General features: G+C 34.9%; 18 protein-coding genes and 4 tRNA genes. 20 read left to right on the top strand and 2 right to left on the bottom strand.

From position 1 onward, the window contains the following. The first annotated feature begins 224 nt into the window (after positions 1-224). The 18 genes from rpsU to AAC069_RS00755 all read left to right on the top strand — a co-directional run bounded on the left by rpsU (position 225) and on the right by AAC069_RS00755 (position 16,040). Positions 225-419, top strand: a complete 195-nt coding sequence (gene rpsU, locus AAC069_RS00840; RefSeq protein WP_007137807.1) for a 30S ribosomal protein S21 — start codon at positions 225-227, stop codon at positions 417-419. A gap of 77 nt (positions 420-496) precedes the next feature. Continuing rightward, positions 497-1,390, top strand: a complete 894-nt coding sequence (locus tag AAC069_RS00835) for a tyrosine-type recombinase/integrase (protein WP_339919012.1) — start codon at positions 497-499, stop codon at positions 1,388-1,390. Positions 1,391-1,427: 37 nt separating this feature from the next. Beyond that, positions 1,428-1,730, top strand: a complete 303-nt coding sequence (raiA, locus tag AAC069_RS00830; RefSeq protein ID WP_091084255.1) for a ribosome-associated translation inhibitor RaiA — start codon at positions 1,428-1,430, stop codon at positions 1,728-1,730. Between the two features lie 91 nt (positions 1,731-1,821). Beyond that, positions 1,822-1,895, top strand: a tRNA-Thr gene (locus tag AAC069_RS00825). A gap of 47 nt (positions 1,896-1,942) precedes the next feature. Next, positions 1,943-2,023, top strand: a tRNA-Tyr gene (locus tag AAC069_RS00820). Positions 2,024-2,060: 37 nt separating this feature from the next. Next, positions 2,061-2,132 (top strand) — tRNA-Thr (locus tag AAC069_RS00815). Positions 2,133-2,186: 54 nt separating this feature from the next. Continuing rightward, positions 2,187-3,374, top strand: a complete 1,188-nt coding sequence (gene tuf, locus AAC069_RS00810) for an elongation factor Tu (RefSeq protein WP_091084256.1) — start codon at positions 2,187-2,189, stop codon at positions 3,372-3,374. A 56-nt stretch (positions 3,375-3,430) separates the two neighbouring features. After that, positions 3,431-3,501, top strand: a tRNA-Trp gene (locus AAC069_RS00805). Positions 3,502-3,518: 17 nt separating this feature from the next. Next, positions 3,519-3,716, top strand: coding sequence for a preprotein translocase subunit SecE (gene secE / locus AAC069_RS00800; protein WP_074722026.1), 198 nt, complete (start codon positions 3,519-3,521; stop codon positions 3,714-3,716). A gap of 8 nt (positions 3,717-3,724) precedes the next feature. Further along, a complete protein-coding gene (nusG, locus tag AAC069_RS00795) occupies positions 3,725-4,276 on the top strand; it encodes a transcription termination/antitermination protein NusG (protein ID WP_074722024.1) in 552 nt (183 codons plus the stop codon). Between the two features lie 67 nt (positions 4,277-4,343). Beyond that, positions 4,344-4,781, top strand: coding sequence for a 50S ribosomal protein L11 (gene rplK, locus AAC069_RS00790; protein ID WP_091084259.1), 438 nt, complete (start codon positions 4,344-4,346; stop codon positions 4,779-4,781). Positions 4,782-4,794: 13 nt separating this feature from the next. Then, positions 4,795-5,484, top strand: a complete 690-nt coding sequence (gene rplA / locus AAC069_RS00785; protein ID WP_091084262.1) for a 50S ribosomal protein L1 — start codon at positions 4,795-4,797, stop codon at positions 5,482-5,484. 22 nt (positions 5,485-5,506) lie between these two features. Further along, positions 5,507-6,013, top strand: coding sequence for a 50S ribosomal protein L10 (gene rplJ / locus AAC069_RS00780; protein WP_339918640.1), 507 nt, complete (start codon positions 5,507-5,509; stop codon positions 6,011-6,013). Positions 6,014-6,104: 91 nt separating this feature from the next. Continuing rightward, positions 6,105-6,473 (top strand): 50S ribosomal protein L7/L12, encoded by a 369-nt coding sequence (gene rplL / locus AAC069_RS00775; RefSeq protein ID WP_091084267.1) that lies wholly within the window; start codon positions 6,105-6,107, stop codon positions 6,471-6,473. A gap of 273 nt (positions 6,474-6,746) precedes the next feature. Further along, positions 6,747-10,559, top strand: coding sequence for a DNA-directed RNA polymerase subunit beta (gene rpoB / locus AAC069_RS00770; RefSeq protein ID WP_339918639.1), 3,813 nt, complete (start codon positions 6,747-6,749; stop codon positions 10,557-10,559). A gap of 237 nt (positions 10,560-10,796) precedes the next feature. Beyond that, complete coding sequence (gene rpoC, locus AAC069_RS00765; RefSeq protein ID WP_339918638.1) at positions 10,797-15,113, top strand: DNA-directed RNA polymerase subunit beta'; 4,317 nt, start codon at positions 10,797-10,799, stop codon at positions 15,111-15,113. A 9-nt stretch (positions 15,114-15,122) separates the two neighbouring features. Beyond that, on the top strand, positions 15,123-15,434 hold the full coding sequence (locus tag AAC069_RS00760) for a DUF3467 domain-containing protein (RefSeq protein WP_091084277.1): 312 nt from the start codon (positions 15,123-15,125) through the stop codon (positions 15,432-15,434). Between the two features lie 252 nt (positions 15,435-15,686). Next, positions 15,687-16,040, top strand: a complete 354-nt coding sequence (locus AAC069_RS00755; RefSeq protein ID WP_339918637.1) for a hypothetical protein — start codon at positions 15,687-15,689, stop codon at positions 16,038-16,040. Between the two features lie 89 nt (positions 16,041-16,129). Here the strand turns inward: AAC069_RS00755 and AAC069_RS00750 are convergent, their stop codons facing one another. Continuing rightward, positions 16,130-17,719 carry a peptide chain release factor 3 gene (locus AAC069_RS00750; protein WP_091084282.1) on the bottom strand — a complete coding sequence of 530 codons (1,590 nt, stop codon included), beginning with the start codon at positions 17,717-17,719 and terminating at the stop codon, positions 16,130-16,132. 102 nt (positions 17,720-17,821) lie between these two features. Continuing rightward, entirely contained in the window at positions 17,822-19,267 is a 1,446-nt protein-coding gene (locus AAC069_RS00745; RefSeq protein ID WP_339918636.1) for an alpha-amylase, read from the bottom strand. Positions 19,268-19,985: 718 nt separating this feature from the next. Between AAC069_RS00745 and AAC069_RS00740 the strand changes: the two genes are divergently transcribed. Then, the gene (locus tag AAC069_RS00740) at positions 19,986-21,416 is read left to right on the top strand and encodes a peptidylprolyl isomerase (protein ID WP_339918635.1); all 1,431 of its coding nucleotides are present in this window, start codon (positions 19,986-19,988) and stop codon (positions 21,414-21,416) included. A gap of 87 nt (positions 21,417-21,503) precedes the next feature. Further along, the gene (locus tag AAC069_RS00735) at positions 21,504-22,457 is read left to right on the top strand and encodes a MoxR family ATPase (RefSeq protein WP_339918634.1); all 954 of its coding nucleotides are present in this window, start codon (positions 21,504-21,506) and stop codon (positions 22,455-22,457) included. The last annotated feature ends 33 nt before the right edge of the window (positions 22,458-22,490 follow it).

Genomic DNA, 22,490 nt, shown 5'->3' with positions numbered 1-22,490 from the left:
TTAGTTATTGGCTCTTTTTTTATGTGTGAAGGATAGCAGTGGAAATCCTTTTATGAAGCCTTGCGGAGTAAAAGATTGCAGCGGATAGCCTGACGGCAAACGAGGATTTATTTTGGAAATAAATAGTGTTTTGCCGGCACACCAAAAATAAATTAGTGATTGATGCCTGATAAGTCAAAATAATAACTACTTTTGCACACTTAACGAAAGGGGGTGTCAAAATTATGTTAATTATACCAATTAAAGACGGAGAAAATATAGATAGAGCATTAAAGCGCTATAAAAGAAAATTTGATAAAACAGGAACTGTTCGTCAGTTAAGAGCACGTACTGCTTTTATTAAGCCTTCTGTAAAAAATAGAATTAAAGTTCAGAAAGCAGCTTATATTCAAAACATGAAAGACAACTTAGAAAACTAAGTAATTTCTTTTTTACAATAAATGCCGTTAGTCATTAAAGTTTTATAACTTTGATGCTAACGGTTTTTTTATTTTATATGGTGACTACTATAGATGCGTTTCGGGATTATCTACAAAAGGAGAAAAAGTATTCTCCGCATACCGTAAGCGCTTATTTAAATGATATAATCACCTTCCAGGCGTTCAATGCCATTCATTTTGATCAAGAGGATATAGATCAGGTAAACTACAGTCAAATTAGAAACTGGATCGTATCACTTGTGGATGCGGGTATGTCGAATGTTTCCGTTAATAGAAAGATGGCTTCCTTAAAGGCTTTCTATAAGTTTCTATTAAAGATAAAGCAAATACAAATTAGTCCGCTGCTAAAGCATAAGGCGTTAAAAACAGCTAAGGTACTCCAGATTCCGTTTTCTGAGAAAGAAGTGTCGGAGGTGTTAAGGAGTATGGATAGTCCTGTGGGTTTTGAAGAGGTTAGAAATAAGTTAATAATAGACTTGTTTTACACGACCGGAATTAGGCGAACAGAACTGATTCATTTGAAAATTAGCGATATTAGTTTTGCTAACAGTACAATAAAGGTTCTTGGTAAGAGAAATAAGGAAAGAATTCTGCCTATTTTGCCTATTATATCAGAGCAGCTTACTTTGTATCTTGATGAGAGATCTCGTATAGAAAGCATTAAGGATTTTGATTGTCTTTTTATTGCAAAAAAAGGGTTAAAATTAAATGATTCCTTTGTGTATCGGTTAATAAATTCTTACTTTAGTCCAGTCTCCGAAAAGGTAAAAAAAAGTCCGCATATTTTACGACATACATTTGCGACTCATTTATTAAATAACGGAGCTGATTTAAATTCAGTGAAAGAATTGTTAGGACATTCCAGTTTGGCTTCTACACAAGTTTATACGCATAGTAGTTTGTCAGAGCTTAAGAAAGTATATGAAGAGGCGCATCCGAGGAATAAGTAACGATTCAAAAAGTGTTTAACCATTAAAAAAATTGATTATGAAGGTAAATGTTCACGCAGTTAACTTTGCTGTTGACGGAAAATTAGTAGGTTATGTTCAAGAGAGAATGGATAAGCTGGAGAAGTACTACGATAAGGTGGTTTCTGCAGATGTCTATTTAAAAGTTGAAAAGACAAGTGATAAGGAAAATAAGGTCGCTGAGGTGAAGATGAATGTCCCTGGTGATGATTTTATGGTAAAAAAACAATGCAAGACGTTTGAGGAGGCTATTGAGTTATCGGCTGAATCTTTGGAGAGATTGCTGGTAAAAAGGAAAGAAAAAATAAGAACATATATTTAATCGAAAATTTTTTTGAAAAAATGTTTTGATTGAGAGATAAAATCTATACATTTGCAGTCCGTTAGAAATAGCGGACTTTTTTATTGAATTTGCCAGCGTAGCTCAGTTGGCTAGAGCAGCTGATTTGTAATCAGCAGGTCGTGGGTTCGAGTCCCTCTGCCGGCTCAAAATGAAACTGAGGTTTTGATAAGTTGAAATGAAATAAAAAAAGAGGGGAGATACTCAAGCGGCCAACGAGGGCAGACTGTAAATCTGCTGTGTAAACTTCGCAGGTTCGAATCCTGCTCTCCCCACAATTTTAGATTCTTGAATCTAAAAGGAAAAAACTCTGCCGGTGTAGCTCAGGGGTAGAGTGCTTCCTTGGTAAGGAAGAGGTCTCGGGTTCAATTCCCGACATTGGCTCAAGTAAGTAAGAGATTGAAATTAAATATATAAATAGATTAAAAATTAAGTAAAATGGCAAAAGAAACCTTTAACCGTAACAAGCCCCACTTAAACATTGGTACAATTGGGCACGTGGATCACGGAAAAACTACATTAACTGCAGCGATAACTAAAGTGTTATCTGATGCAGGTTACTGTCAAGCAAAATCATTTGATCAAATTGATAATGCTCCAGAAGAAAAAGAAAGAGGTATTACAATTAATACATCACACGTTGAGTACGAAACTGCTAATCGTCATTACGCTCACGTTGACTGTCCAGGTCACGCGGATTACGTAAAGAACATGGTTACAGGTGCTGCTCAAATGGATGGTGCTATTCTTGTTGTAGCTGCAACTGACGGACCAATGCCACAAACACGTGAGCATATCCTTTTAGGACGTCAAGTTGGTATTCCTAGAATGGTTGTATTCATGAATAAAGTGGATATGGTTGATGATGAGGAATTGTTAGAACTTGTTGAAATGGAAATTAGAGACTTATTGTCTTTCTATGAATATGACGGAGATAATTGTCCAGTTGTTCAAGGTTCTGCTTTAGGAGGATTGAATAACGATCCAGCATGGGTACCAAAAATCATCGAATTGATGGCTGCGGTTGATGCTTGGATTGAAGAGCCAATTCGTGATACTGAAAAACCTTTCTTGATGCCAGTTGAGGATGTATTTACAATTACTGGTCGTGGAACTGTTGCTACAGGTCGTATCGAAACAGGTATTGCTAATACAGGAGATGCTGTTGAAATCATTGGTATGGGAGCTGAAAAATTGACTTCTACTATTACAGGAGTTGAGATGTTCCGTAAAATCCTTGATAGAGGTGAAGCTGGAGATAACGTAGGTTTATTGTTACGTGGTGTTGATAAAGAATCTATCAAAAGAGGAATGGTTATCATTAAGCCAGGATCAGTTAAACCACACGCTACTTTTAAAGCTGAGGTTTATATCTTGAAAAAAGAAGAAGGTGGTCGTCATACACCATTCCATAATAACTACCGTCCACAGTTCTACGTACGTACAACTGATGTAACAGGTGTTATTACTTTACCAGAAGGTGTAGAGATGGTTATGCCAGGAGATAACTTAACAATCAATGTTGCTTTGTTAAGCCCAATCGCTATGAATGTTGGATTACGTTTTGCTATCCGTGAAGGTGGTAGAACTGTAGGTGCAGGTCAGGTAACTGAGATTGTAGCATAATTCTATAAATAATTACAAAACCAGTAACGCTTTGTGCTGTTACTGGTTTTTCACAAACGGGCGTAGTTCAAGGGTAGAATAGCGGTCTCCAAAACCGTTGATGGGGGTTCGAATCCCTCCGCCCGTGCAAAAAAATATATCATAATGGCAAAAATAATTAATTACATATCAGAATCATTTGAGGAATTAAAGTCAAATATGACTTGGCCAGAGTGGCCTGAAGTGCAACGTCTAACGATTGTTGTTGCTATTTTCTCAGTATTATTCGCTTTGGCAACATGGGGAGTAGATGAGTTTTTTGCGAAAGCATTAGCTGGATTTTTTAATTGGATAAAAGCCTAATCTTTGTGATGACAGATAATAATCTAAAAAAGTGGTATGTTGTTCGTGCGGTAAGTGGGCAAGAGAATAAAGTGAAAGCTTACATAGAAAACGAAATCTCTAGGTTAGAGATGGGCGACTATGTTTCTCAAGTTTTAGTTCCGACGGAAAAAGTAGTAACTGTAAAAGATGGAAAGAAATTAATCAAGGATAAAGTTTATTTTCCTGGTTATGTCATGATAGAAGCAAATCTGATTGGTGAAATACCTCATATTATAAAAGGTATTACTAGTGTTATTGGTTTTTTAGGTGAAACTAAAGGTGGTGAGCCAGTTCCATTAAGACTTTCAGAAGTAAATAGAATGCTAGGTAAAGTAGATGAGTTGGCAGTAAATGCAGATACTCGTTCTATACCGTTCAATTTAGGTGAGACTATTAAGGTTATTGATGGGCCTTTCAACGGTTTCAACGGTACAGTTGAAAAAATTAATGAAGAGAAGCGTAAACTTGAAGTAATGGTGAAAATTTTCGGAAGAAAAACGCCGTTAGAATTAGGGTTTATGCAAGTTGAAAAAGTATAATATTTTGTTACATATAATATCCATTACAATCGCTTCCTAATGATTGTAGTGTTAAATTTTTTAAAAAATGGCTAAAGAAATTAGTAAAGTAGTTAAACTACAAGTTAAGGGAGGTGCTGCGAATCCATCGCCACCGGTTGGACCTGCTTTAGGAGCTGCTGGTGTAAACATCATGGAGTTCTGTAAGCAATTCAATGCTAGAACTCAGGATAAAGCCGGCAAAATATGCCCAGTACAAATTACTGTGTATAAAGACAAATCATTCGAATTTGTTGTTAAAACTCCGCCTGCAGCTGTTCAATTATTGGAAGCTGCGAAGCTAAAATCTGGTTCTGGTGAGCCTAATCGTAAAAAAGTAGCTAGTGTTACTTGGGAACAAATTAGAGCTATTGCTGAAGACAAAATGCCAGACTTAAATGCATTCACTATGGAGTCTGCAATGAGTATGGTTGCTGGAACAGCTAGATCTATGGGTATAACTGTATCAGGAGACGCTCCTTTTTAATTAAAAGAAAGACATGGCAAAATTGACAAAAAAGCAAAAAGAGGCTGCTTCAAAAATTGACAAAAACAGAATGTACTCTTTAAAAGATGCTGCGGCATTAATTAAAGTTGTTTCATCTGCAAAATTTGATGAGTCTGTTGATATCGCAGTACGTTTGGGTGTAGATCCAAGAAAAGCGAATCAAATGGTTAGAGGTGTGGTAACATTACCTCATGGAACTGGTAAAGATGTTAAAGTATTAGCATTGGTTACTCCAGACAAAGAAGCGGAAGCTAAAGAAGCTGGAGCAGACTATGTAGGTCTTGACGAGTATTTACAAAAAATTAAAGACGGTTGGACGGATGTTGATGTAATCATCACTATGCCAAGCGTTATGGGTAAATTAGGTCCATTAGGTCGTATTTTAGGACCTAGAGGTTTAATGCCAAACCCTAAAACAGGTACTGTAACTATGGATGTTGCAAAAGCTGTTGCAGAGGTTAAAGCTGGTAAAATCGATTTCAAAGTTGATAAAACTGGTATTGTACATGCAGGAATTGGTAAAGTTTCTTTTGGAGCTGAGCAAATTGTTGACAATGCACACGAAATTATTCAAACATTAATCAAACTTAAACCAACTGCTGCTAAAGGTGTGTATATCAAAAGTATCTACCTTACAAGCACTATGAGTCCTGCTATTGCATTAGACCCAAAAGCAGTATAATTGGTAGTTAATAATTTTTAGTATGACTAGAGAAGAAAAATCAATCGCGATTGAAGATTTAACTGCACAGTTAGCTGGTACAAATATTGTTTACGTAGCAGATATTTCTGGATTAAATGCAGATGCAACTTCAAAGTTGAGAAGAGCTTGTTATAAAGCAGGTATTAAATTAGAGGTTATAAAGAACACGTTGCTTGCAAAAGCAATGGAGGCTTCAGCTAATGATTATGGTGAGTTGCCGTCAGTATTGACTGGTAATAGTGCTATATTCATTTCAGAGGTAGCAAATGGGCCTGGTAAAATAATAAAAGATTTCCGCAAAAAATCGGCTAAGCCAGTTTTGAAAGGAGCTTATATTAACGCTGAGGTTTATATTGGAGATGATCAATTAGAAGCGTTAGCGACTATTAAATCTAAAGAAGAACTTATTGGTGAACTTATTGGATTACTTCAATCACCAGCACAAAGAGTTATTTCTGCACTTCAAAACCAATTCGCTAAAGAAGAGGTTGCTGAAACAGAAGCATAATAAGAAAAGAGTAAAGCTCGGTTTTTATTATTTACAATGCGCACAATAAACAAAATATAATTTTACAAATCATTTTAAAACGATAGAAAAAATGGCAGATTTGAAACAATTCGCAGAACAATTAGTTAATTTAACTGTAAAAGAAGTTAACGAATTAGCAACAATATTGAAAGATGAGTACGGAATCGAACCAGCTGCTGCAGCTGTAGTAGTTTCAGGTGGTGGTGAAGGTGCTGCTGAAGAAGTACAAACAGAATTTACAGTTGTATTGAAAGAAGCTGGTGCTTCTAAATTAGCAGTTGTGAAAATGGTAAAAGAACTTACAGGTTTAGGTTTGAAAGAAGCTAAAGATGTAGTTGATAGCGCTCCAAGTAACGTTAAAGAAGGTGTAACTAAAGATGAAGCTGAAGCTTTGAAAAAATCTTTAGAAGAAGCTGGAGCTGTTGTTGAGCTTAAATAGTTAAACACAGTTTAGGAATTAGGTTTAGGTCTTGGGTACACATCCAAAGACCTAAACCATTTTTCGTATATCAAAAGTCTGTCTTATTTATTGAATAATAAGTTGTGATAGCAAACCCATTTTATCCCATTACGAGGAAAAAAAATTGACAGATAATAAGAAAGTAGTTATCTTAAATTGATTTTTAAAGATGTAATGGTGTTAAAATTAAAGTATAATTAGAAATATTTATACCATTAAAAATTACTTTTATAATCAAAATTTTGTCCATTGATGATTACAAATCAGACCGAAAGATTGAATTTTGCCTCTACAAAAAATATTCCTGCATATCCAGATTTTCTTGATGTTCAGGTTAAATCTTTTCAAGATTTTTTTCAATTAGAAACTAAATCTGATGAAAGAGGCAATGAAGGACTTTATAATACCTTCATGGAAAATTTTCCAATTACAGATACAAGAAATAATTTTGTATTGGAATTCCTTGACTACTTCGTGGATCCACCACGTTACACAATTCAAGAATGTATTGAAAGAGGTTTAACACATAGTGTGCCTTTAAAAGCAAGATTGAAATTGTATTGTACAGATCCAGAGCACGAAGATTTTGAAACTATTGTTCAAGATGTTTATCTTGGTACAATTCCTTACATGACACCAAGCGGTACCTTTGTAATCAACGGAGCTGAACGTGTTGTTGTTTCTCAGTTACATAGATCTCCAGGGGTTTTCTTTGGACAGTCTTTTCATGCTAATGGAACAAAATTATATTCTGCCAGAGTAATTCCTTTTAAAGGTTCTTGGATAGAATTTTCTACAGATATTAATAGCGTAATGTACGCTTATATTGATAGAAAGAAAAAGTTACCTGTTACAACTTTATTCCGTGCAATTGGTTTCGAAAGAGATAAGGATATCCTTGAAATTTTCGACCTTGCTGAGGAAATTAAAGTTTCTAAAACAGGACTTAAAAAATATATCGGTAGAAAATTAGCTGCTCGTGTTTTAAATACATGGCATGAAGATTTTGTAGATGAAGATACTGGTGAAGTAGTTTCTATCGAACGTAACGAAATAATCCTTGATAGAGATACAATTATCGATAAAGATAATGTTGAAGAAATCATTGATTCTAACGTTAAATCTATTTTGTTACATAAGGAAGATGCTAATCAAGCTGATTATGCTATCATCCATAACACGTTACAAAAAGATCCAACAAACTCTGAAAAAGAAGCTGTTGAGCATATTTACAGACAACTGCGTAACGCAGAACCGCCTGATGAAGAAACTGCTCGTGGTATTATTGATAAATTATTCTTCTCTGATCAACGTTACAACTTAGGTGAGGTAGGTCGTTACAGAATGAATAAAAAACTTGGTCTTGATATCCCAATGGAAAAGCAAGTGCTTACCAAAGAAGATATTATTACCATTGTAAAATATTTGATCGAATTAATAAATGCGAAAGCAGATATTGATGATATTGATCACTTATCGAACCGTCGTGTAAGAACAGTTGGAGAACAATTGTCTCAACAATTCGGTGTTGGTTTAGCACGTATGGCTAGAACCATTAGAGAGCGTATGAACGTTAGAGATAACGAGGTGTTTACACCAATAGATTTGATTAATGCTAAAACATTATCGTCTGTTATCAACTCTTTCTTTGGAACAAACCAATTGTCTCAGTTTATGGATCAAACGAATCCACTTGCCGAGATAACGCACAAAAGAAGATTATCTGCGCTAGGACCAGGTGGACTTTCAAGAGAAAGGGCTGGATTTGAGGTGCGTGATGTTCACTATACGCACTACGGACGTTTATGTCCAATTGAAACACCAGAGGGACCAAACATTGGTTTGATTTCATCTCTTGGAGTTTATGCTAAAGTGAACGGAATGGGTTTCATTGAAACACCTTACCGTAAAGTAACTAATGGAGTTGTTGATTTAGTTTCAACACCAATCTACTTAAGCGCTGAAGAAGAAGAAGGAATGTTGATATCTCAAGCAAATATTGCGATGGATGATTCTGGGAAAATTCTTGCTGAAAACGTAATTGCACGTCAAGAAGGTGATTTCCCTGTAATTGACCCTACAAAGGTTGATTATGCGGATGTAGCTCCAAATCAAATTGCTTCAATTTCTGCATCTTTAATTCCTTTCTTGGAACATGATGATGCGAATAGAGCGTTGATGGGATCTAACATGATGCGTCAAGCCGTACCATTAATACGTCCTGAAGCACCAATCGTTGGAACTGGTTTAGAGCGTCAAGTAGCTTCGGATTCTAGAGTTTTAATTAACGCAGAAGGTGACGGAGTTATAGAATATGTAGATGCAAATATCATTACTATTAAATACGATCGTTCTGAAGAAGAAAGAATGGTTAGTTTTGATTCTGATGAGAAAACATATAATCTAATTAAATTTAGAAAAACCAATCAAGGGACAAGTATTAACCTTAAACCTATCGTAAGAAAAGGGGATAGAGTAGTTCTTGGACAAGTATTATCTGAAGGATATGCAACTCAAAATGGTGAACTAGCTTTAGGTCGTAACCTAAAAGTAGCGTTTATGCCATGGAAAGGGTATAACTTTGAGGATGCGATTGTTATTTCTGAAAAAGTTGTTCGTGACGATATTTTTACCTCTATTCACGTTGATGATTATTCATTAGAAGTTAGAGATACTAAATTAGGGAACGAAGAATTAACAAATGACATACCGAACGTTTCTGAAGAAGCTACTAAAGACTTAGATGAAAATGGTATGATTAGAATTGGAGCCGAGGTTAAACCTGGTGACATTCTTATTGGAAAAATTACTCCAAAAGGGGAATCAGATCCTACTCCAGAAGAGAAGTTGCTTCGTGCAATCTTCGGGGATAAAGCAGGTGATGTAAAAGATGCTTCGTTAAAAGCATCTCCATCTTTACATGGTGTAGTTCTTGACAAAAAACTGTTCGCAAGAGCAGTAAAAGACAAACGCAAACGTACACAAGACAAGGATGCTTTAGGAGCACTTGAAATGGAATACGAAGTGAAGTTTGTTGAATTGAAAGACAAGTTAGTAGAAAAACTTTTCTTGATCGTTAATGGGAAAACATCTCAGGGTGTAATGAATGATTTGGGTGAAGAAGTTTTACCAAAAGGTAAAAAATACACTCAAAAAATGCTTTATGCTGTTGAAGATTTTGCTCACTTAAGCAAAGGTCAATGGGTTGCGGATGACTCAACTAATAAAATGGTGAATGAATTAATTCATAACTATAAAATTAAGTTGAATGATTTACAAGGCGCATTAAGAAGAGAGAAGTTTACAATTTCTGTTGGGGATGAATTACCAGCTGGAATTTTGAAATTAGCTAAAGTATATATTGCCAAAAAACGTAAGTTGAAAGTTGGGGATAAAATGGCTGGACGTCACGGTAACAAAGGTATTGTTGCTCGTATCGTTCGTCATGAAGATATGCCTTTCCTTGAAGACGGAACGCCAGTTGATATTGTGTTGAACCCATTAGGTGTACCTTCACGTATGAACATTGGTCAAATTTATGAAACTGTTCTTGGTTGGGCTGGACAAAACTTGGGTAGAAAATATGCTACTCCAATCTTTGATGGTGCTTCTCTAGACCAAATCAATGAATTGACTGACGAAGCTGGAATACCACGTTTTGGACATACTTACCTTTATGATGGTGGAACTGGAGAGCGTTTTCATCAAGCAGCAACTGTTGGTGTAATCTATATGTTGAAATTAGGACATATGGTTGATGATAAGATGCACGCACGTTCAATCGGGCCATACTCATTAATTACGCAACAACCTCTTGGTGGTAAAGCACAATTTGGTGGACAACGTTTTGGAGAGATGGAAGTTTGGGCACTTGAGGCTTATGGAGCGTCAAGTACACTAAGAGAAATCTTGACTGTGAAGTCTGATGATGTAATTGGTAGAGCTAAAACTTACGAAGCAATCGTAAAAGGAGAATCTATGCCGGAGCCAGGATTACCTGAATCATTCAATGTATTGATGCATGAATTGAAAGGTCTTGGACTTGACATTAGATTAGAAGAATAAATAAAAGTTTGTAGTAATGCAGTTTTTAGGTAGTAATACCTGAAAACTGTTTACTCATTTATAAGAGTTTTTAGGATTTAGCCTCGTAAACCGTTCCGATTTTTTATATAAAATGAGTTTTGTATAATTAGCGCTTTAATAAAAGTTTAAAGTTTAGAGAAGTAATCCAGGTAGAAACGCAGTAAGCTGTGTACTATAATCAATTTTTTAATTGCAATTAAATCAATAGTAAAAACTATGATGAATAATAGAAATAATAATAACAATAAAGATAAGAATCCTGTAAAAAGATTCAATAAAATATCTATTGGTTTAGCTTCTCCAGAATCTATCTTGAAAGAGTCAAGAGGTGAAGTTTTAAAGCCAGAAACTATCAACTACCGTACGCACAAGCCTGAGCGTGACGGTCTTTTCTGTGAACGAATTTTCGGACCAGTAAAAGATTTTGAATGTGCTTGTGGTAAGTACAAAAGAATTCGCTACAAAGGAATCATTTGTGACCGTTGTGGTGTTGAAGTTACTGAGAAAAAAGTACGTAGAGACAGAGTAGGTCACATCAACCTTGTTGTGCCAATTGCTCATATCTGGTATTTCCGTTCTCTTCCTAATAAAATTGGATACATACTTGGTCTTCCTTCTAAGAAATTAGATATGATTATTTACTACGAGAGATACGTAGTAATCCAAGCTGGTATTGCAAAAAATGGTGAAGGTGAATCAGTACAAAGATTAGATTTCTTAACAGAAGAAGAATATTTGAATATCTTAGATACTCTTCCTGCAGATAATCAATATCTTGACGATTTTGATCCAAATAAATTTGTTGCCAAAATGGGAGCAGAGTGTATTATGGATTTATTGGCAAGAATTGATCTTGATGAATTGTCTTACCAATTAAGACATAATGCTAACAATGAAACGTCTAAACAACGTAAAACTGAAGCATTAAAAAGATTACAAGTTGTTGAATCTTTCCGTGAGTCTAACCTGAACCGTGAAAATCGTCCTGAGTGGATGATCATGAAAGTAGTTCCTGTTATTCCACCAGAATTACGTCCACTTGTGCCACTTGATGGAGGTCGTTTTGCTACTTCAGATTTAAATGATTTATACCGTCGTGTAATTATACGTAACAACCGTTTGAAAAGATTAATGGAGATTAAAGCTCCAGAAGTTATCTTAAGAAACGAAAAACGTATGTTGCAAGAATCTGTAGATTCATTATTTGACAATACACGTAAAGCTTCTGCTGTTAAAACAGAATCAAACAGACCATTAAAATCATTATCTGATTCCCTAAAAGGTAAGCAAGGACGTTTCCGTCAAAACTTACTTGGAAAACGTGTGGATTATTCTGCTCGTTCGGTAATTGTTGTTGGGCCTGAATTGAAATTGTTCGAATGTGGTATCCCTAAAGATATGGCAGCTGAATTATACAAACCTTTCGTTATCCGTAAATTGATAGAAAGAGGAATTGTAAAAACTGTAAAATCAGCTAAGAAAATAATAGACAAGAAAGAGCCTGTAGTTTGGGATATCCTTGAAAATGTAATTAAGGGACATCCAATATTACTGAATCGTGCTCCTACTTTGCACAGATTAGGTATACAAGCATTTCAACCAAAATTAATTGAAGGAAAAGCAATCCAATTGCACCCTTTAGTTTGTACTGCATTTAATGCGGATTTTGATGGGGATCAAATGGCGGTACATTTACCATTAGGACCAGAAGCTATTCTTGAAGCACAATTGTTAATGTTGGCTTCTCATAACATTCTGAATCCTGCAAATGGTGCGCCAATTACAGTACCTTCTCAGGATATGGTCTTGGGTCTATATTATATGACCAAAGAACGTTTGTCAACTCCAGAAAAGAAAATTTTAGGTCAAGATTTGACTTTCTATTCTGCAGAGGAAGTTAATATAGCTTTAAACGAAGGAAGATTAGAATTGAATGCTAGAGTGAGAATTAGAGCAAAAGACTTTAATGACGCTGGAGAATTAGTGTTTAAAATCATTCAAACTACTGCTGGTCGTGTCATCTTTAATGAAGTTGTACCAGAAGCGGCAGGATATATCAATGATGTATTGACTAAGAAAAACCTTAGAGACATTATCGGACATGTATTAAATTCAACTAGTGTACCTGAAACGGCTGCCTTCTTGGATAACATGAAAGATATGGGGTACAAATTTGCCTTTAAAGGTGGATTGTCATTCTCATTAGGGGATATTAGAATTCCAGATCAAAAACCAAAATTAATTGCAGATGCTAGAGAGCAAGTTGAAGGTATTTCTGTAAATTATAACATGGGTCTTATTACTAATAACGAACGTTACAACCAAGTTATTGATGTATGGACTTCTGCCAATGCTCAATTGACAGAATTAGCGATGAAAAACATTAGAGAAGACCAACAAGGTTTCAACTCGGTTTACATGATGCTTGATTCTGGAGCAAGGGGTTCCAAAGAACAAATTCGTCAGTTAACTGGTATGCGTGGTTTGATGGCTAAGCCTAAAAAATCGACTGCTGGTGGTGGTGAAATTATTGAAAATCCAATTCTTTCTAACTTTAAAGAAGGTCTTTCAATCCTTGAGTATTTTATTTCTACTCACGGTGCGCGTAAAGGTCTTGCGGATACTGCCTTGAAAACGGCGGATGCAGGATATTTAACAAGAAGACTACATGATGTTTCTCAAGATGTTATTGTTAATATCGAAGATTGTGGAACATTAAGAGGTGTTGAAGTATCAGCATTGAAAAAGAATGAAGAAATTGTTGAATCATTAGGAGAGAGAATCTTAGGACGTGTTGCATTGCAAGATGTAATAAATCCTTTAACTAATGAAGTTTTAGTTGAATCTGGACAACAAATCACTGAGGCTATAATGAAAACTATTGACGCTTCTCCAATCGAGAAAGTTGAAGTTCGTTCTCCTCTTGTATGTGAAGCGTTAAAAGGTATTTGTGCTAAATGTTACGGTAGAAACTTAGCTACTGGAAAAATGACACAAAGAGGTGAAGCAGTAGGAGTTATTGCAGCACAATCTATTGGTGAGCCAGGAACACAATTAACATTACGTACTTTCCACGTTGGAGGGGTAGCGGGTGGTATTTCTGAGGAATCAAGTATCATAACAAAATTCAAGGGTAAACTTGAAATTGAAGATTTAAAAACTGTTAAAGGTGAAGACGGAGAAGGAAATGCCGTTGATATCGTTGTTTCTCGTTCAACTGAGTTGAAATTAGTTGATGAGAAAACTGGAATTCTTTTAAACACACATAATATTCCTTACGGTTCAAGTATTTTTGTGAAAGATGGTCAGTCAGTTGAAAAAGGTGAGGTTATCTGTAAATGGGATCCATATAATGGAGTTATTGTTTCGGAATTCACTGGTAAAATTGCTTACGAAGATTTAGAGCAAGGTCAATCATTCATGGTTGAAATTGATGAGCAAACTGGTTTCCAAGAAAAAGTAATTTCTGAGTCAAGAGCTAAAAAATTAATTCCGACTTTATTAGTTTATGGTAAAGACGGTGAATTGATCCGTTCTTATAACTTACCTGTTGGAGCCCACTTGATGGTTGAAAACGGTGAGAAAATTAAAGCAGGTAAAGTATTGGTTAAAATTCCACGTCGTTCTTCTAAATCAGGAGATATTACAGGAGGTTTACCTAGAATTACTGAATTGCTTGAAGCTCGTAACCCTTCTAACCCAGCTGTAGTTTCAGAAATCGATGGTGTTGTTTCTTTTGGAAAAATTAAAAGAGGTAACCGTGAGATTATTATCGAATCTAAATTTGGTGATGTTAGAAAGTATCTAGTTAAACTTTCAAGTCAAATTCTTGTTCAAGAGAATGACTTCGTTAGAGCTGGTGTACCATTGTCTGATGGAGCAATTACTCCAGAAGATATTTTGAGAATTAAAGGGCCTGCTGCTGTTCAACAGTACTTGGTAAATGAAATTCAAGAAGTATACCGTCTACAAGGGGTGAAAATTAATGATAAGCACTTTGAGGTAGTAATACGTCAAATGATGCGTAAAGTTAGAGTTCAAGATCCAGGAGACACATTGTTCTTAGAAGATCAATTGATTCATACTAAAGATTTTATCCTTCAAAACGATAAATTATATGGTATGAAAGTAATTGAGGATGCTGGTGATTCATCTAACTTGAAAGAAGGCCAAATCGTTTCTCCACGTGAGTTACGTGATGAAAATTCATTACTGAAACGTAACGATAAAAATATTGTTGTAGCTCGTGATGTTATCACTGCAACTGGTACACCTGTTTTACAAGGTATTACAAGAGCATCGCTACAAACAAAATCATTTATCTCTGCGGCATCTTTCCAAGAGACTACTAAAGTATTGAACGAAGCTGCTGTTGCAGGTAAGATTGATTACTTAGAAGGATTGAAAGAAAATGTAATTGTAGGACATAGAATTCCTGCAGGAACAGGTATGAGAGAATATGATCATACAATTGTAGGTTCTAAAGAAGATTACAATGATATGATGGCAAACAAAGAGGAATATATTTATTAAAAGTAAGATATGAGTAATTCTAAACAACAGCAGGAGCAGATTAATATTGAATTGGATGAAAAAACAGCGGAAGGGATTTATTCTAACTTAGCCATAATCAACCATTCTTCATCAGAATTTGTTCTCGATTTTGTAAGTATCATGCCTGGTATTCCTAAGGCCAAAGTGAAATCAAGAATTGTCTTGACACCGCAACATGCCAAAAGATTATTAAAGGCAATTGGAGAGAATATTCACCGTTTTGAACAAGCCCATGGCGAAATTAAAGACACTGAACAACCTCCAATACCTCTAAATTTTGGTCCGGCGGGACAAGCATAATTGTATAGAAAAAGGCTCCAGAAATGGAGCCTTTTTTTTGTGCAATAGTTTCATAGCTTTTATACTGGAAACGATGGTGGTTTACTTGTTTTCATAATTATTGTACTGTAGTTGGTTGTAAATAGGTCTATTTCTGTTGCTAAACGAGTTTTATGGTTGTTTGTCGGAAATATTTTTGATAAGGGTATTGATACCGTAGTTTTGTAATAGAAATAAAGATATAAATTATCTTTTTCGCAAATAAAGCCCCTTATGAACAACTTTTCTAAACGTAACGACTCTAAAAAAACAGTAACCATTTTCTTTATGTTTATTTTTGTTTTAGTATCAAATGTTTCAGTATTTAGTCAAACTTCTAAAAACAGTACAGCTATATCTACTACAAATGATATTACGAGTAATGAAGTAAAAGAAGACAATAAGGCAACTTCAAATGTGGAATTTGTACTTTGGTTCATGGGTTCAAAACAAGATCCAAATAGTACTATTTCTACTGAAGGAATCAATACAAAGAAGCAAATTATGACTTCTGGGTTAGCACCTAATCGTTTGTTGATAAAAGCTTTTTTAAAGAAAGCAGTGAACTTTGAAAGCGCATTAGCTTAAGATACGATTTAAAATCAAATATTTATAACCGCAAAAAAAAACGCTAATTTTTACATTAGCGTTTTTTTATATTTAAAATCTAAAAGATATCATTCAAATTCTGATGTAAAAAATAATTTCACACTTGGATATTTGTTTTGCGTCATTTTAATCGTGAAATCTGAATCAGCAAGGAAAACTAGTTGACCATATTTGTCTTTTGCTAAGAACTTCTGTTTGATGCGTTTGAATTCTTTAAACTCATCATTTTTTGCATCATCTGGCTTTACCCAACACGCTTTATGTACTGGGAAATTTTCATAAGTACATTTTGCTCCATATTCATGTTCTAAACGGTATTGGATTACCTCATATTGAAGAGCTCCTACTGTTCCGATAATTTTTCTGTTATTCATTTCAAGGGTGAACAACTGCGCTACACCTTCATCCATCAACTGGTCAATCCCTTTATCAAGCTGTTTAGCTTTCATTGGGTCAGCATTATTGATGTATCTGAAATGTTCTGGAGAGAAACTTGGAATACCTTTAAAACTCATGATTTCTCCTTCTGTCAAAGTATCACCAATTTTAAAATTTCCTGTATCATGAAGTCCTACTATATCACCAGGATAAGAGATGTCAACGATCTCTTTCTTTTCAGCAAAAAAAGCATTCGGACTTGAAAATTTCAAATTCTTTTTTTGGCGTACGTGATAATATGGTTTGTTTCTTTCAAAAGTACCGGATACAATTTTTATAAATGCTAATCTGTCTCTGTGTTTAGGATCCATATTCGCATGGATTTTAAATACAAATCCGGTCATTTTTTCTTCTTTGGGGTCAACCAATCTTGTTTCAGACTCTTTTGGTCTTGGAGATGGCGCGATTTCAACAAAACAATCCAAAAGCTCGCGAACTCCAAAATTATTTAATGCAGAACCAAAAAACACAGGTTGTAATTTTCCGTCCAAATAATCTTGACGATCAAATTTTGGATAGACTTCATCGATCAATTCAAGCTCTTCACGTAAAGTATCGGCAGGTTTTTGTCCAATAATCTTTTCTAATTCTGGATTTTGTACATCTGAAAAAGCGATAGTTTCTTCAATATTTTTACGATTGTCTCCACTAAATAAGTTGATGTTCTGTTCCCATAAATTGTATATACCTTGGAAATCATAACCCATTCCTATTGGAAAACTAAGAGGTGTAACTGTTAATCCCAGTTTTTGCTCCACTTCGTCCATAAGGTCAAAAGCATCTTTTCCTTCACGGTCCATCTTATTGATGAATACGATAATTGGTATCTTACGCAATCTACAAACCGCGACTAATTTTTCTGTTTGTTCCTCGACACCTTTAGCAACATCAATTACCACTATGACACTGTCAACGGCAGTTAAAGTTCTAAATGTATCTTCGGCAAAATCCTTGTGCCCAGGAGTATCAAGAATATTTATTTTTTTCTCTTTGTAGTTAAATGCTAAAACGGAGGTAGAAACAGAAATTCCTCTCTGACGTTCAATCTCCATGAAATCACTCGTGGCTCCTTTTTTGATTTTATTATTTTTAACAGCACCCGCCTCTTGAATAGCACCACCAAATAGGAGTAGTTTTTCTGTAAGTGTCGTTTTACCTGCATCGGGGTGTGATATAATCCCGAAAGTTCTTCTTCTTTGTATTTCTTTTAAAAAGCTCATGTGTGATGTAAATAGTGTGCAAAAGTACTATTTATAAATGTGAATAAAAAAAATGAGGCTGTCTTTTAAAACAGCCTCATTTTTATTTGAATTATTTAGTGTTTACATATTAATTGACCAAACTGAATAGCCGTTTGGAGGGCACTGTATTTTCACCCATTTATCGCCTTGTGTTGTTGGGATCCATGTGGAATTGCCTGTGAAGTCTTTTATTTGTGCATTGGTCCAATTTGTAGGAACCCATCTTTCTTGCCATGAAGAAGAATTATTGATGTATACAACTAGTCCTGGATTTCCATTGTAGCCATTTCTTCTGGCGATGTATTCATCATTATCTGCATATAAAATAGAAGTTGTTCCTGTAGCTTTTTGATTGTGGATCCAAATCAAATTATTCATTTTTGTTTTGTCCAACCATTCTTCGTAATCTCTGTAAAAAATTGTTGGATAACCTTCATGAGTCAAAATGTATGCGTAAGCCAGTTGCTTATTATATATTTCATCTGTATCATGGTTGGTAACAAAAGTGACTGCTTTGTATGGATTTCTTTTCCACATCATATCGTCATTCAAAAGAGCTAAATTATTACCATCAAACGCATCATTCATTTTGTAATAGCAAGCGAAATCGAATACAGAACTGTTGGCATTATTTGCCCACCACTCTAATGTATTTACATTTGAATCCCAGTATTCGCCAACTGAAAAACCACCAACATTAGTATTCCAGTCTTTAACTACCCAAGGACCAAAACCTTTTACGTAGTCAAATCTCCAGCCGTCAAATTTCATAGTGTTTTTGTAGTACTTACCGACGCCATCTGTTCTCAGCCAAAGCCAGTTTTGGACGTTTGGTGTCACGTGTGCTAAGTCAGGAAATCCACCAAAAGCACCTTCGTCATTATTACCGTAGGCATTTTTATAAAAATCAGCACTTGTTCTAGGGAATTTTCCTGAAGCAACGCCCGTGAAATTTGTATAGGTTTGAGTTCCTGTAAAAGGATTACTTTCTAACTGTCCGCCGCTATTGTGATTTAGAACCATGTCAGCATAGACTTGAATATTTTCGGTATGCGCTTTTGTAATTAGACTAACTAATTCTGTTTTAGAACCAAAACGCGTTTCTGTAGTTCCATTTTGGTTGTAATTTCCAAAATCAAAATAATCAGTAGGATCGTATCCCATAGAGAAAGGGCCGTTTTGAGCTTTAGATACCGGAGGAAGCCAAATTGAACCGATACCGGCATTTGACCAAGCTGTTACTTTCGTACCTAATGTATTCCACCAGTTTCCGCCAGCGGGCACGTCCCAGTAAAAAGCTTGCATCATTACGCCACCGCCAGGATTAGCTACATATTTCCCTGTAGTCGACGTTGTCATGGATTTGCCGGTACTAAACGGATGGCCATCATGGTGGGTGACATCAATTACTTTGCTTAATGCTTTCGTTTCTGCAGTAGGGCCTTGTAATTCATCATTTGAATTACAGGAGTAGAAGCAGATAGTTAATGCGGCTAACACTGCAACTTTTAAATTTGGTTTTGTCATGATTTTGTAGGTTGGTTAATAAGTCTATTTGGGTATTGTATTTTAAATTCGGGATTAAACGGTTTTTGCGAAATAGCAAAAAATTAGGGTATTCGCTATTATACGTGTTATTGTTTTGTGATATTGGTTTTATTTAGGTGATTATTTGCGAATAATAATGTTGTTGTCGGGCTAATGTATATAAATTAATGGATGGTATGCTATTTAAACTTTTAATCCGTTAACGATAACGTTGTAGTGTTGATAAGTATTTGTATTTTATTAAAAATGAGAGGTTTGCGTTTTTGTTATTTAGGTTTTGTTTTTAATTTTCTCTCGTTTTTACGAATTATAAATTAATATAGCTGTAAGGATATTAAATTCCATCAGAGTTTAGATTTAAGCGTTTTGCAATCTCATGGGGCTGCTTTAATACCTTATTCCTAAATTTATAAGCCGTTTGATAGTAATGATAGATTGGGTTAACTCATAAGGATATAGCGTTGGTTTTAGAATGATTAAACTCCCTTATAATTTTTTGTTAATAGTAGTATGGAAACTTGTATTATGTAATTGAATTGTTATTTTTGTTCGTTTTAACTTTTGGAAATTGTTTGTAAGAACATTTTTATTTCCTGATAGTTAAAGTGTATATTTGGCGACGCGCCGCAGGGGCTATATAAAAGGGATTCAGTCCAATGAAAATTAGAATACTTTACTAAAATATAAAATTGATATAATGCCATTAAAAACAATACAAATGAAGTCCATAAATAGTAGAATTGCACTTATCTTTTTTCTTTTACTATTTTCAAGTACTATTAGCAGAGCTCAAGAAATTATTAGAGACAGTGTAGTTACGCCTGTTAAAAAGATTAAAACCAATCAACGACAAAAAATTGATGGTATTATTGCCACAGTAGGGGACTATATCATTTTGGATTCAGATATAGACAAGTCTTATTTGGAATTGTCAAGTCAGGGTAATTCGATAAAAGATATTACCAGATGTCAAATGTTAGGGAAGTTACTTGAGGATAAATTATACGCGCATCAGGCTATTCAAGATAGTGTAAAAGTGACAGATGCTGAAGTAAAAGGAATGATGGAAGAGCGACTGAGCTACATGGTAGGTCAAATCGGTTCTATTGAAAAAGTAATAAAGTATTACAAGAAGAATTCTGAAGAAGAATTTAGAAGTTATTTCTTTGATATTTTGAAAGAGAATAAACTTTCTTCAGAAATGCAAAAGAAAATCGTTGAAGAAGTAGAGATAACACCAGAAGAAGTTCGTAATTTTTTCAAATCAATTCCTAAGGATGAATTGCCTCTTTTTGGAGCAGAAATGGAAGTCGCTCAAATTGTAATCACGCCAAAAGTTTCAGATGCAGAGAAGCAAAAGGTAATTGACAAGTTGAACGGATTTAAAAAAGAAGTAGAAGAAGGATCTAGTTTTTCTACAAAAGCGGTTCTATATTCAAAAGATCCAAGTTCAAGCTCAAATGGAGGGTACTATAAAATGAATAGAAAAACGCCATTTGTAAAAGAATTTAAAGATGTTGCGTTTAGTCTTCAGGAAGGTGAAATATCTGCACCATTCGAAACTGATTTTGGTTTTCATATTATTTATGTAGAAAAAATTAAAGGACAAGAAATTGAATTGCGTCATATATTATTGACTCCTTCAGTTTCAGAAGAAGCTCTTACTGCAGCTAAAGAGAAAATCACTTTGATTAGAAGTAAAATTATTGATAAAAAAATCACTTTTGCTGAAGCGGCCAGAACAGAATCTGATCAAAAAGAAACTAGAGCAAATGGAGGGTCTTTAATTAACCCAAAGACACAAGATACTCGTTTTGAAATGACTAAAATGGATCCAAGTCTTTATAGTGAGGTTTCTAATTTAAAAGATGATAGTATTTCTCAGCCGATATTAAATGCTGATGAAAACGGAAAGAAAAGTTATAAGTTAGTAACGGTTACTAATAGAATCAATGAGCATGTTGCTGATTATGCTACAGATTATATTAAAATTAAGGATCTAGCATTAAAAGAAAAGCAAATCAAAGCAATTGGAAAATGGTTTGATGAAAAAATTAAAGAAACCTATATTAAAATCCTCGGAGAATATAGAGATTGTGATTTCACAAACAATTGGTTAAAAAAATAAATTTTATATTTTTCTAAAATAAATAAAAAGAGTTAGCTTTATGAATTCATAGAGTTAACTCTTTTTTAATTTAAATCCCCTTTGAAAATGTCTGACGTAGCAGCAATACATAATTTGGTTCAGAAACGTAATGAATTAAAAAACGAGATCGCAAAAATTATTGTGGGTCAGGATGCGGTGGTCGATCAGGTGTTACTTTGTGTTTTTTCGGGAGGACATGCGCTTCTTGTCGGGGTTCCGGGATTAGCTAAGACATTAATGGTAAATACGCTTGCTCAGGCTTTGGGACTTGACTTTAAGAGAATTCAGTTTACTCCTGATTTAATGCCTTCAGATATTTTGGGAAGTGAAATATTAGATGAAAACCGTCAATTTAAATTTATAAAAGGGCCGATTTTTTCCAACATCATTCTGGCAGATGAAATCAATCGTACGCCGCCTAAAACCCAAGCAGCTTTGCTAGAAGCAATGCAAGAGCGATCTGTTACTATAGCAGGTGAGAATTATAAGTTGGACTTGCCTTACTTTGTTTTGGCTACACAAAACCCAATTGAACAGGAGGGAACCTATCCTTTACCTGAAGCACAATTAGATCGTTTTATGTTTGCTATCAAACTCGAGTATCCTTCTTTTGCAGAAGAAGTTCAGGTAGTAAAACGCACAACTTCAGATAATAAAACTACCATTAGTCCATTGTTTACTGCACAGGAAATTATAGATTTTCAGCAATTGATCCGTAGAATTCCCGTAGCGGATAATGTCATTGAATATGCCGTGACTTTAGTTAGTAAAACACGTCCAGACAATCCGTTGTCTAATGAATTTGTTAAAAGTTATTTGGATTGGGGAGCAGGGCCAAGAGCTTCTCAGAATTTAATATTAGCTGCCAAAGCGAACGCTGCTTTTAATGGTAAGTTTTCACCAGATATTGAAGATGTAAAAGCTGTTGCAATAGGAATACTTCGTCATAGAATAATTAAGAACTATAAAGCAGATGCTGAAGGTATAACTGAAGAAACGATAATTGCTAAACTGCTTTAAAATGTAACTTTTTGGTTATTTTAAACTTGAATT

Origin of the sequence: uncultured Flavobacterium sp., from assembly GCF_963974175.1 — a bacterium.
Taxonomy (GTDB): domain Bacteria; phylum Bacteroidota; class Bacteroidia; order Flavobacteriales; family Flavobacteriaceae; genus Flavobacterium.
Note: the sequence above shows the minus strand (reverse complement) of the source record. Positions and strands in the feature narration are given on the sequence as shown.

Bases quoted from the DNA above. Each gene is read 5' to 3' on its own strand.
- rpsU (WP_007137807.1), top strand. From the start codon at position 225: ATGTTAATTATACCAATTAAAGACGGAGAAAATATAGATAGAGCATTA.
- AAC069_RS00835 (WP_339919012.1), top strand. From the start codon at position 497: ATGGTGACTACTATAGATGCGTTTCGGGATTATCTACAAAAGGAGAAA.
- raiA (WP_091084255.1), top strand. From the start codon at position 1,428: ATGAAGGTAAATGTTCACGCAGTTAACTTTGCTGTTGACGGAAAATTA.
- tuf (WP_091084256.1), top strand. From the start codon at position 2,187: ATGGCAAAAGAAACCTTTAACCGTAACAAGCCCCACTTAAACATTGGT.
- secE (WP_074722026.1), top strand. From the start codon at position 3,519: ATGGCAAAAATAATTAATTACATATCAGAATCATTTGAGGAATTAAAG.
- nusG (WP_074722024.1), top strand. From the start codon at position 3,725: ATGACAGATAATAATCTAAAAAAGTGGTATGTTGTTCGTGCGGTAAGT.
- rplK (WP_091084259.1), top strand. From the start codon at position 4,344: ATGGCTAAAGAAATTAGTAAAGTAGTTAAACTACAAGTTAAGGGAGGT.
- rplA (WP_091084262.1), top strand. From the start codon at position 4,795: ATGGCAAAATTGACAAAAAAGCAAAAAGAGGCTGCTTCAAAAATTGAC.
- rplJ (WP_339918640.1), top strand. From the start codon at position 5,507: ATGACTAGAGAAGAAAAATCAATCGCGATTGAAGATTTAACTGCACAG.
- rplL (WP_091084267.1), top strand. From the start codon at position 6,105: ATGGCAGATTTGAAACAATTCGCAGAACAATTAGTTAATTTAACTGTA.
- rpoB (WP_339918639.1), top strand. From the start codon at position 6,747: ATGATTACAAATCAGACCGAAAGATTGAATTTTGCCTCTACAAAAAAT.
- rpoC (WP_339918638.1), top strand. From the start codon at position 10,797: ATGATGAATAATAGAAATAATAATAACAATAAAGATAAGAATCCTGTA.
- AAC069_RS00760 (WP_091084277.1), top strand. From the start codon at position 15,123: ATGAGTAATTCTAAACAACAGCAGGAGCAGATTAATATTGAATTGGAT.
- AAC069_RS00755 (WP_339918637.1), top strand. From the start codon at position 15,687: ATGAACAACTTTTCTAAACGTAACGACTCTAAAAAAACAGTAACCATT.
- AAC069_RS00750 (WP_091084282.1), bottom strand. From the start codon at position 17,719: ATGAGCTTTTTAAAAGAAATACAAAGAAGAAGAACTTTCGGGATTATA.
- AAC069_RS00745 (WP_339918636.1), bottom strand. From the start codon at position 19,267: ATGACAAAACCAAATTTAAAAGTTGCAGTGTTAGCCGCATTAACTATC.
- AAC069_RS00740 (WP_339918635.1), top strand. From the start codon at position 19,986: ATGCCATTAAAAACAATACAAATGAAGTCCATAAATAGTAGAATTGCA.
- AAC069_RS00735 (WP_339918634.1), top strand. From the start codon at position 21,504: ATGTCTGACGTAGCAGCAATACATAATTTGGTTCAGAAACGTAATGAA.